General features: G+C 43.4%; 11 protein-coding genes. 5 read left to right on the top strand and 6 right to left on the bottom strand.

Annotated features, from left to right (window positions below):
* Window positions 1-747: 747 nt before the first annotated feature.
* From ccmE to ccmA, 5 genes are read right to left on the bottom strand one after another with little or no spacing between them, the layout of a single operon-like run.
* Window positions 748-1,239 (bottom strand): cytochrome c maturation protein CcmE, encoded by a 492-nt coding sequence (ccmE, locus tag L2755_RS21300; protein ID WP_248982655.1) that lies wholly within the window; start codon window positions 1,237-1,239, stop codon window positions 748-750.
* Window positions 1,239-1,436: a heme exporter protein CcmD gene (gene ccmD / locus L2755_RS21295; protein ID WP_248982654.1), complete on the bottom strand. Its 198-nt coding sequence runs from the start codon at window positions 1,434-1,436 to the stop codon at window positions 1,239-1,241. Before ccmD ends, ccmE begins: the two co-directional genes overlap by 1 nt.
* Window positions 1,436-2,182, bottom strand: coding sequence for a heme ABC transporter permease (locus L2755_RS21290; protein WP_248982653.1), 747 nt, complete (start codon window positions 2,180-2,182; stop codon window positions 1,436-1,438). Before L2755_RS21290 ends, ccmD begins: the two co-directional genes overlap by 1 nt.
* Before the next feature lies 1 nt (window position 2,183).
* Entirely contained in the window at window positions 2,184-2,870 is a 687-nt protein-coding gene (gene ccmB / locus L2755_RS21285) for a heme exporter protein CcmB (protein ID WP_202287017.1), read from the bottom strand.
* Between the two features lie 9 nt (window positions 2,871-2,879).
* Window positions 2,880-3,530 (bottom strand): cytochrome c biogenesis heme-transporting ATPase CcmA, encoded by a 651-nt coding sequence (gene ccmA / locus L2755_RS21280; RefSeq protein ID WP_248982652.1) that lies wholly within the window; start codon window positions 3,528-3,530, stop codon window positions 2,880-2,882.
* 321 nt (window positions 3,531-3,851) lie between these two features.
* Here ccmA and L2755_RS21275 point away from each other — a divergent pair, with 321 nt between their 5' ends.
* A complete protein-coding gene (locus L2755_RS21275; RefSeq protein WP_248982651.1) occupies window positions 3,852-4,145 on the top strand; it encodes a c-type cytochrome in 294 nt (97 codons plus the stop codon).
* A 60-nt stretch (window positions 4,146-4,205) separates the two neighbouring features.
* Here the strand turns inward: L2755_RS21275 and ccmI are convergent, their stop codons facing one another.
* Window positions 4,206-5,447, bottom strand: coding sequence for a c-type cytochrome biogenesis protein CcmI (gene ccmI / locus L2755_RS21270; RefSeq protein ID WP_248982650.1), 1,242 nt, complete (start codon window positions 5,445-5,447; stop codon window positions 4,206-4,208).
* Window positions 5,448-5,879: 432 nt separating this feature from the next.
* Here ccmI and L2755_RS21265 point away from each other — a divergent pair, with 432 nt between their 5' ends.
* The 4 genes from L2755_RS21265 to L2755_RS21250 are packed head-to-tail and all read left to right on the top strand — an operon-like array spanning window position 5,880 to window position 9,472.
* A complete protein-coding gene (locus tag L2755_RS21265) occupies window positions 5,880-7,859 on the top strand; it encodes a heme lyase CcmF/NrfE family subunit (protein ID WP_248982649.1) in 1,980 nt (659 codons plus the stop codon).
* Window positions 7,860-7,875: 16 nt separating this feature from the next.
* The gene (locus L2755_RS21260) at window positions 7,876-8,430 is read left to right on the top strand and encodes a DsbE family thiol:disulfide interchange protein (RefSeq protein ID WP_248982648.1); all 555 of its coding nucleotides are present in this window, start codon (window positions 7,876-7,878) and stop codon (window positions 8,428-8,430) included.
* Window positions 8,427-8,909, top strand: coding sequence for a heme lyase NrfEFG subunit NrfF (gene nrfF, locus L2755_RS21255; protein ID WP_283102899.1), 483 nt, complete (start codon window positions 8,427-8,429; stop codon window positions 8,907-8,909). Before L2755_RS21260 ends, nrfF begins: the two co-directional genes overlap by 4 nt.
* Window positions 8,906-9,472, top strand: a complete 567-nt coding sequence (locus L2755_RS21250) for a TlpA disulfide reductase family protein (RefSeq protein WP_248982647.1) — start codon at window positions 8,906-8,908, stop codon at window positions 9,470-9,472. The genes nrfF and L2755_RS21250 overlap by 4 nt, the downstream gene beginning before the upstream one ends.
* Window positions 9,473-9,830: the final 358 nt, after the last annotated feature.

Below are 9,830 nucleotides of genomic sequence, written 5' to 3'. Positions count from 1 at the left end.
AGCCACAGCCACAGCCACAGCCACAGCCACAGCCACAGCCACAGCCACAGCCACAGCCACAGCCACAGCCACAGCCACAGCCACAGCCACAGCCACAGCCACAGCCACAGCTTTAATAAATTACAATGATTGAGAGTTAGTGACCCGGACTATTTAATATCTTTGGCCGCTAGCGGCATTTAAGGGTTTTTGGGCTCGCCCTGTCTATCGATTGGTGATAACAACCCATTTCTGCGGCCGTTTCTAGCTTGGAAAAAAGGGGAGGGCTTTGAGTTTTGGGACAGTTGCTTTTACGAAAGGCCAGCCAACAATTGGCAGAAGCAAGTTCAAGGGATGAGTAAGGCAAGCGCCCTCATTAATACTACTTAGATAATGTTGCAAGTAGGGCTGTTAGTTCATTGTTAGACTCAAAGGTACAAACCCATCCCACTAAATATATAGTCAACTCACCAACGCCCAAGCTCATCTATTCAAGGCGCATTGACGACAGAAACTGGCCAATGCAACGAATGCTAGAGCGCTTCCTGTGGAGTGGCAGAGGTCTTAAAGTAAATGGCAAAGCACGGTATGCCGCGGTGAAAACTCTTGATATACGACTGAATAGATTCTGGAGGTAGAGTAGCCATGGAGCAGCTACCAAGGATGTGAGAATAGGTGTCAGTTTTATTTTTAAGTGGCTATTGAGTACAGTAAATAAAAAAGCCCCCAATTAATGGAGGCTTTATAGCTTAACAGCAGCTCTAGCGATTAATAACCACCGGCCTTAGACTGGTTTTCATCATAATCGAGCTTTTCATGGGTTTGGCCCATCGCTTCTGCAACCTCTGGAGGCATGTAGTTCTCGTCATGCTTGGCAAGAACTTCAGTTGCTTGCAGTATACCAGGTGCTGATAGAACGCCCTGAGCAACGATCCCTTGCCCTTCGCGGAATAAGTCTGGTAATAAGTCATCAAAAGTAACAAGGATTTCGCCACCGAGTGAGTCATGAATGGCAAACTCAACATGTAGGCTTTCTGGGTCTCTGACCATAGAACCAATGGTAACCATGCCACCGACGCGGATGCGTTGACCTATTTCAGGCATTACACCAGTATCTTTTTTACCCTGAACAATTTCAGTTGGAGTGTAAAATAGATTTAGATTTGAATTTAGGGCATATAAAAGCAATGACCCTATTGCCGCGACACCACCGATTAAAGCAACTGCTAGGGTTAAGCGTTTTTTCCGTCTTGGGTTCACTATTTAGTACTCCGAGTTTCTTTAAGGCGTTCTTCTCGTTGAATCTTCTTTGCGATTTCAACTAACACTTTACGTTTCTGTCTGACACTTAAAGCGACTAGCGTTCCAAGAGAGAAGAAGGTTACTCCGTAAGCTAGCCATACATAAAAAGCATAGCCGCCCATGTTTAAAAATTCACTAATTGAGTCGAATTGCATTATTTGACCCCTTCTGCTTTAGCAAGTTCACGCACCCATGGACGCATTCCATTTCGTGCCAAAATTTCTGATCTAAATCTCACAATAGTAATCGCTGCGATCATAAGCCCAAAACCAAAGATATTGATAAGTAGTGGATACAGCATATCGGTCGACATGGTCGATTTTTCTGTAATACGGATGGTAGACGGCTGATGTAATGAGCTCCACCAGTCTACAGAGTACTTAATGATAGGGATATTGATGACACCAACAATAGCCAAAATGCCAGACGCTCTCGCGGCAAGTACTTTATCTTCAAATGAAGCGTAAAGTGATATTACCCCCAAATAAAGGAAGAGTAGTACTAGCTCAGATGTTAAGCGTGCATCCCATACCCACCATGTGCCCCACATTGGTTTGCCCCAGGTTGCACCAGTAACAAGCGCAATAAAGGTGATCACCGCGCCAATAGGCGCTATTGAGGCTGCAGCCCAGTCAGCAGACTTTATTTGCCAAACAAGACCGATGAACGAGCATGTCGCCATGCCCATATAAGCCGCCATCGACATTGATGCAGCAGGTACATGAATAAAGATAATTCTGTAACTATCACCTTGCTGGTAGTCAGTCGGGGCAAAACCTAAACCCCAGATAGTGCCTATACCGATAAAAGCGATTGCAAGTGTTGCAAACCAAGGTAATAGGGTGCTTGAAAGCTTATAAGCGCGTTCAGGATCCGCGTATGAATGTAACCATTTCCACATTTTAGTTAGTACTCACTCGTAAGGAAGCACCAATAGCGAATGGTGCTAACGTTAATGAACCGATCAACATAGCGCCGATTATAGCGAGCTGACCATCATAAGGTAAATTCATACCAGCAGCATCTATGGCGCTGGTAGCAAAAATTAGAACGGGGATATATAAAGGTAAAATGAGTAAACTTAACAACACACCACCCTTATGCAGTCCGACTGTTAACGCAACGCCAATGGCACCTAGAAGACTCAATACTGGTGTTCCAAGTGCTAACGTCGCGATGAGTGCCCCATAGCTATTGCTCTCAAGATGCAACAGCACTGCCAATAGAGGCGCCACTAAAATTAACGGTACGCCTGTTAATATCCAATGTGCCAGAACTTTAGCCAAAACCATTAATGGTAAAGGTTGCGGGCTTAACAGCATTTGCTCGAGGCTTCCGTCTACATAATCTGCTTTAAATAAACGTTCTAAAGACAGCATAGAGGCTAGAAGCGCCGCCACCCATATAATACCAGGTGCAACTCGTGTTAACACTTGTGGTTCTGGCCCAATGCCTAATGGGAACAGGGTAACAACAAGTACAAAAAACAGTAGTGGATTGAATATATCACCGCGATGACGTATTGCAATCTGTAGGTCTCGTTTCAATACCGTACCAAAAGCTTGTGTATAACTAATGCCTTTTTTCATTACTAACCTCTATACAAAGCGATAATCGAGACTGATTTTACGTAAGATATCATCGCTAATTACACCCATATCTTGATGAGTTGTTAGGATGACACAGCCGCCGCGTTTAGCATGAGCAAGAAACAGATGCTCAAGCTCTTCTACGCCTTTTTTATCGATTGCAGTAAAGGGTTCGTCAAGAAGCCAAATTTTACAGTTCGTATGCCAAAGTCTCGCTAACGCTGTACGTCTATGTTGGCCTGCCGAAAGGTGGCCAGCTAGTGCATCTTCAAAACCGGATAAGTTTACTTTTGAAAGGATTTCACGAGAGTCAAAACCATCATACCCGCAGAGTCTTAAATTGAAGTTAAGATTTTCTTCCGCGGTGAGTTCGCTTTTAACACCAGCGAGGTGACCAAGGTACAATAATTCGTCGTTGTACTCATCTCGACACCGAACGATATCTTCACCTTTGAAATTGATATTGCCAGCATAGGGACGAGACAAACCTGCGATGATCCGCAATAGGCTGGTTTTACCTGCACCATTAGGCCCCTCAATTTGAACTATCTCACCTTCTGTTATTTCAAAGGACAGATCGTCAAAAAGAATTCGCTCTTCTCTTATGCAGGTTAAGTTACTAGCTGATACCAGTGTTGTTGCTTTTAATTGTTCTACCACTGAGTCCTCTATATCATGCTGTATAAAAACACAAGTAATACTAACACATAGACTTTCAAGCGTTTAGTACGGCGTGGTGTTAAGTGTCAGCAATATGATGTAGTTCCAATATTAGAAACTTTTTGGGAACTTTTTAAACATTTGCTAATATATTAACGTTTTTGAGAATGATGTCTTGTTAAACAGTCTTTAACGCGATTTTAGTCACAAATAGATGCCATTTGGTGAAGTTTGTAGTAATCTAGCCGAGCTAAAATAAGTCTGCCGCATTCTATAAGGGCAGCGTGAGCCTTGTTAGAATTTGCATTAGGAACCTATAAAATGAAAAAATTATTAGCACTGACTGCAGTTGCAGCGTTAACTTTGTCAACAAGTGCATTTGCCCAAGACGGCAAAGCTGTCTATGACAAGGCATGTCAAGTTTGTCACAGCATGGGTGTTGCTGGCGCTCCAAAAGCACACGATGCTGCTGCATGGGAGTCTCGCTTGGCTAAAGGCGCTGACGCATTAGTATTAAGCGTAAAATCAGGTCTAAACGCAATGCCACCAGGTGGAATGTGTACAGATTGTTCAGATGAAGACTACAAAAAAGCAATTGAATTTATGTCAAAGTAAGCTTTTTGTTGATATAAAAAAACCGGCTAAAGCCGGTTTTTTTATGCGTGAAATTTGAGATTATTGAACTTGGGTATCAAGGATCAGTTGCCCAGTATCGCCAACCTTGAGCATTGAAAGTTTACCTTGAATGTCACCCGCTTGCGGCTTAACACTGCCATGCTTAGATAACACTGCAATGACTTCAACCGCTTTAGCATCACTCAACTTAACGTTACCGCCCATGTTAGTGCTGTCATCAAGCGTAATCGTTGCTGGTAATGATTCTGCTGACACCTTTGTTGCCGCTAAAGGGACTTTGGGTCCTTCGGTTGAGCGAGCAAAGATGAATAACATATCCGTGCTAGCCACTTGAGCTTGAAGTTCTGGAGAGATAGAGACTTCAATAGTGACCGTTTTAGGCGTTACATTCTTGTGAGCGTCATCATTAGGCATGTCGCCATCTGATTCCATTCTCATCTTAGCGCTATCGATAGCATTGATAATGGCGCTGCGGTCAACATCCTTACGTTCGCTGTCTAAAATTAACTGCCATGCATCAATAGCAGTTTGGTATTCAGCAGAGAAAAAAGAGTCCATACCAACAAGTAATAGTGTTGAAGGGTCTGAATCATCAAGTGCTAGTGACTGATCAATCAAGGCTTGAACCGCTGGCGTCATTTGCTGATTTGAACGGTAATATAAAGCGGTTGCTTTAGGACCCAGTAGCTCAGCTTGTACACCAACTAACTCCATTGTTTTGTCGAATGCTTTTATTGCATCGTCATAACGGTTAGCAGAAATGTATGTGTGGCCAAGACTAAACCATAACTGACTATTCTCGGGTTCAGCTTGAGCTTGCGCTTCCATCATCTGCACGCGCTGTGACATGATCTGAGCAGTGTCCATGCCTGCGTGTGGTTGATTGGCGGCCATAGGTTGGTCTAAGTTTTCATATGCACCGAGTGTTGAATACATATAGCCACTGATGCCAAGTATCACTGCAGACATTACTGCAGGCCATGCAACGCTCTTAGGCTTAACTTTATTGACAAGAGATTCGTCATCACCCTGCTTCATATCTTGAAGTAGGCTTATTTCAAGCTCTTGCTTAAGTGCATCAAATTCAGCTTGATCAAGTAACTCTTCGCTGACTTCTTTCTCTAATACAGAGAGACGCTCGGTAAATAATTCTAAGTTGGTGCTTCTACGAACACCGGCTTCTTCCGTCTGCAGCATTTTTTGCTGACGGAAATGTGGAAACCAAATCAGCGCTAGGCTGGCCAACACAAATAAGGCTATCAAGATCCAGAATGTGGTCATTATGTCTATTTCACTTTAGTTTGCGAAAAAGCGGATTCACCGCTGAACTAGGGGTCAGATTATACGTAAAGATTATTCATTGAACAGTAATATAACCTGAAATGGTCATAGTTGCGTACTTGTTCACAGATTGATTTTATTTGCAAAATAACTCGAAACTTAGTGGAACTTCTTGAGTCAGACTTAAAAATCCCACCAAATGTGCTTAGTTTATGGTGGAAATTTTGATCCACTGTTTATGTGTTGCTCGTACTAAGATAGGGGAAGAATGAGACAGGTCACCCATATTTGTACGAAATAGGCAGACAGGAACAATAGCAAATACTAAACTGAGCTAAATTTGTACCCTTTTTAGTAGTGTTAACTACGGACTCGTATGTAATGATATTAGCGCATGCTTATCAATACATGATTTAGGACTGAGGAAAACCAATGATCCCAGAATTAGGACACTTTTCGCTGATTATAGGCCTGGCATTCGCCATGCTTCTAGCCATCGTCCCACTAGTAGGTGTAGCTCGCAAAGACCAGTATTTGGTGCGCTATGCTTGGCCATTAACATACGGAATGTTCTTCTTTATTTTCTTTTCCGTTGTCGTGCTCGGTTACAGTTTTGCCGTCGACGATTTTTCTATCGCTTATGTAGCGCATCATTCAAACTCTGAATTGCCAATCTTCTTTAAGATTGCCGCAGTCTGGGGTGGCCATGAAGGTTCCTTGCTGTTTTGGGTTTTCTCATTATCAGCTTGGGCTGCCGCAGTCGCATTGTTTAGTAAAGGCTTAGAAGAGGTCTTTACCGCACGTGTACTTGCCGTATTGGCCATGATATTGATTGGTTTCTCGCTATTCATGTTGCTGACATCAAGTCCGTTTGAACGGCTGTTCCCTATCCCGATGGAGGGGCGTGACCTTAACCCAATGTTGCAGGATGTAGGCTTAATCTTCCATCCGCCAATGCTGTACCTAGGTTATGTTGGCTTCTCAGTTAGCTTTGCATTTGCAATTGCAGCACTCATGAGTGGGCGTTTAGATTCTGCTTGGGCTCGCTGGAGTCGTCCATGGACATTGGCCGCTTGGGTATTCCTTACTGGTGGTATCGCACTCGGTTCTTGGTGGGCATATTATGAGCTTGGCTGGGGTGGTTGGTGGTTCTGGGATCCAGTTGAGAACGCATCATTTATGCCTTGGTTGATTGGTACTGCGCTGGTTCACTCGCTTATTGTGACTGAAAAGCGTGGCGCATTCCGTAATTGGACTGTTCTATTATCGATTTTTGCTTTCTCACTGAGTTTACTCGGTACCTTTATTGTACGTTCAGGTGTGCTCACATCAGTGCACTCGTTTGCGGCAGACCCAAGTCGAGGTATGTTCATTCTACTACTACTCGGGTTAGCAGTGGGTGGCTCACTCACGTTGTTTGCTTTCCGAGCAAGCGAAATGAAAAGCCCCGCGCGCTTCCAGCTTAAGTCAAAAGAGACTATGTTGTTGGTGTGTAACTTATTACTCACTGTAGCGTGTGGTACTGTTTTATTGGGTACCCTTTATCCGCTACTCATTGATGCTTTAGGTATGGGTAAGATCTCAGTTGGACCTCCGTACTTCAACGCGGTATTTGTTCCAATTGTATTAGTACTATTTAGCTTCATGGGTATCGGCCCGGTGATCCGCTGGAAGAAGTCAAAAGATGGCGAGTTGAAGCGTCAACTTATGATCCCAGCCATCGTAGCAGCAGTGGTAGGTTTAGCTGCACCGTTCATCGCTGATGGTCAGTTCAATATCTGGGTTGTGTTAGGTACCGCTACCGCAACTTGGGTAACGCTTATGACATTCCGAGCGGCCTACAATATGGTTAAGACCAAAGAAGGCCCTGTCGATATGACGCGCTTAGGTCGCAGCCAGATGGGTATGCTTTTTGCCCACTTAGGTATTGCAGTGTCGGTCATGGGTGCAACTATGGTCTCTAACTACTCTATAGAGAAGAGTGTACGTATGGGGCCTGGTATTTCTCAAGAGCTTGCGGGATATACCTTCAAGTATCTAGAGACAAAAAATGTAGTGGGTCCTAACTATACTGCGCAGCAAGGGCAGATTGAAGTTTACCAGGGTGACGATTACGTCACATTATTGAAACCCGATCGCCGCCAATATAATGTTCGTACAATGGACATGACAGAAGCGGGTATTGATTGGGGTTTATTCCGTGACCTTTACGTCACAATGGGCGACCCTATCAGCCGTACAGAGTTTGCAGTTCGTCTTAACTATAAGCCGTTTGTTCGCTGGTTATGGTTCGGCGCGATCTTTATGATGATTGGTGGTTTCTTTGCTGCATCTGATAAGCGTTACAGAATTAAAGCAAGCAGCACAGATAAGACAGTTGTAGAAGACAGTGATAAATTAGCAACGGCATAATTGGAATAGGGTAAGTATGAAAAAGCTAGTTTTATTTATTCCACTAATTGTGTTTTTAGGTATGGGAGTGTTCCTTTATAAGGGACTCTTCCTTAACCCTCAAAAACTCGATTCTGCTCTAGAAGGAAAGCCTATCCCGGCTTTCCAATTAGAGGTTCTGGAAAAGTCAGGGGAGACTCTGACTAATGAGACACTTAAAGGAAAAGTTTCGCTACTTAACGTGTGGGCCACTTGGTGTCCTTCATGTAAATATGAACATCCTTTTTTAATGACATTGGCGCGTAAAGATATTTTACCTATCTATGGTATCAACTATCGTGATGAGCGAGCATTGGCAATTCGTGAGTTAAGCCGCGAAGGTAATCCATATACTATCAATATATATGACCATAATGGCCGTCTTGGGTTAGACCTTGGTGTCTATGGTGCTCCGGAAAGCTTCCTTGTCGACCATAAAGGGATTATTCGCTACCGATATGCGGGTCCTATTGATTCACGTATCTGGAAAGAAACGTTATATCCAATGGTTCAAGAGTTACAAGCAGAAGCAGCAAAGGATGGTGCATCATGATAAAGACAATAATTAAGGGTCTTTCAGCTTTTGTGCTTTTGCTGAGCATGGCATCTGTTGCTAATGCTACGCCAGTGGATACTTATGAGTTTAAGTCTCCCGAAAATCAAAAACGTGCACTTTCTTTAGCGAGTTCACTACGCTGCCCACAGTGTCAGAATCAAAACTTGGTAGATTCGAATTCACCCGTTGCTCAGGATCTTCGTTTAGAAGTATACGAAATGGTCGATGAAGGCAAAGGTGACGACGAGATTGTTGAATTTATGACCAGTCGTTATGGTGAGTTCGTGCTATACAAGCCAAGAATGGAAGCCAAAACCTATGTTCTGTGGCTAGGCCCTATTGGTTTGTTATTATTCGGCGGTATGATTGGTTTCCTATTTATTCGCAAGCAGCGTATTACAGGAACCAATACTGAAGAGCTCACAGCGGAAGAACAGCAAGAGTTAGATCGTCTTTTGAAGCGGGATACTAAATGAAAAACATAGTATCTGGATTATTTGCAATTGCCCTCATGTATACAGGGCTAGCGCAAGCTTACCCAGGAATGCAGAAACAGGGCGAAGTAGAGATCCAATCAAGTGTTGATCAAATCAGTGTATTGCCTAAACCATTCCCTATTGAAGCTGTTCCTTTTAAAGATAGTCAAGGCAACGCTGTGGACTTTAGCCAATATAAAGGAAAGGTCATAATGGTAAACATGTGGGCGACTTGGTGTCCTCCATGTGTAAGAGAGCTACCAGCGATTAGCCGTTTTTCTGCCAAGATCGGATCTGATGAATTTGAAGTTCTACCTGTTTCTATTGATTTTGATGGTAATAAGCAGGTTGAGCCGTTCTTAAAGTCATTAGGGATGGAGGGGTTCTCTACCTTCTATGATAAAGAGCAGAGTTTAAGTAACGTATTTCCTTTAGATACTATTCCTGCGACCTTTATCCTTAATAGAGAAGGTGAGTTAATAGCATTTGTTCGTACCTTTGTTGATTGGGATGACGACAAAGCCGTTACGTTAATCAAAGGTCTTTTGGAACAAGGGCAGTAATAGCGACAGAGTAAGTACAGAACGACTACAAAAAGGGGCTTTTGGCCCCTTTTTTGTACGTATCGTTTGAGAAATATCCATTTAGTCATATTATTCCGTTTTTATTAGCAAACCCTCTTGTGCTCTATCAGGATTTCCCTATAATGCGCATCCACTGACACGGCACAGCAGGCCAATTACTTTTAGCAAACGCTAGGTAGTACGGGACTTGCAGCGGTGTTAGAGAGTTTACTTCCTTAGGGAAAGAGACTCAGGTGACAAGCGCTTTAAGGGCTTCGGGTTTTGCTTCTTTTCACGAGAGTGATTAAGAAATCATCGCTTGAAAAACTTATTAAAATAAGCCCTTGACGCCGACACT

This window comes from Shewanella abyssi (genome assembly GCF_023284025.1).
Classification (GTDB): domain Bacteria; phylum Pseudomonadota; class Gammaproteobacteria; order Enterobacterales; family Shewanellaceae; genus Shewanella; species Shewanella abyssi.
This window is presented reverse-complemented; position numbering and strand designations above follow the sequence as displayed.

Bases quoted from the DNA above. Each gene is read 5' to 3' on its own strand.
- ccmD (WP_248982654.1), bottom strand. From the start codon at position 1,436: ATGCAATTCGACTCAATTAGTGAATTTTTAAACATGGGCGGCTATGCT.
- L2755_RS21290 (WP_248982653.1), bottom strand. From the start codon at position 2,182: ATGTGGAAATGGTTACATTCATACGCGGATCCTGAACGCGCTTATAAG.
- ccmB (WP_202287017.1), bottom strand. From the start codon at position 2,870: ATGAAAAAAGGCATTAGTTATACACAAGCTTTTGGTACGGTATTGAAA.
- L2755_RS21275 (WP_248982651.1), top strand. From the start codon at position 3,852: ATGAAAAAATTATTAGCACTGACTGCAGTTGCAGCGTTAACTTTGTCA.
- ccmI (WP_248982650.1), bottom strand. From the start codon at position 5,447: ATGACCACATTCTGGATCTTGATAGCCTTATTTGTGTTGGCCAGCCTA.
- L2755_RS21265 (WP_248982649.1), top strand. From the start codon at position 5,880: ATGATCCCAGAATTAGGACACTTTTCGCTGATTATAGGCCTGGCATTC.
- L2755_RS21260 (WP_248982648.1), top strand. From the start codon at position 7,876: ATGAAAAAGCTAGTTTTATTTATTCCACTAATTGTGTTTTTAGGTATG.
- nrfF (WP_283102899.1), top strand. From the start codon at position 8,427: ATGATAAAGACAATAATTAAGGGTCTTTCAGCTTTTGTGCTTTTGCTG.
- L2755_RS21250 (WP_248982647.1), top strand. From the start codon at position 8,906: ATGAAAAACATAGTATCTGGATTATTTGCAATTGCCCTCATGTATACA.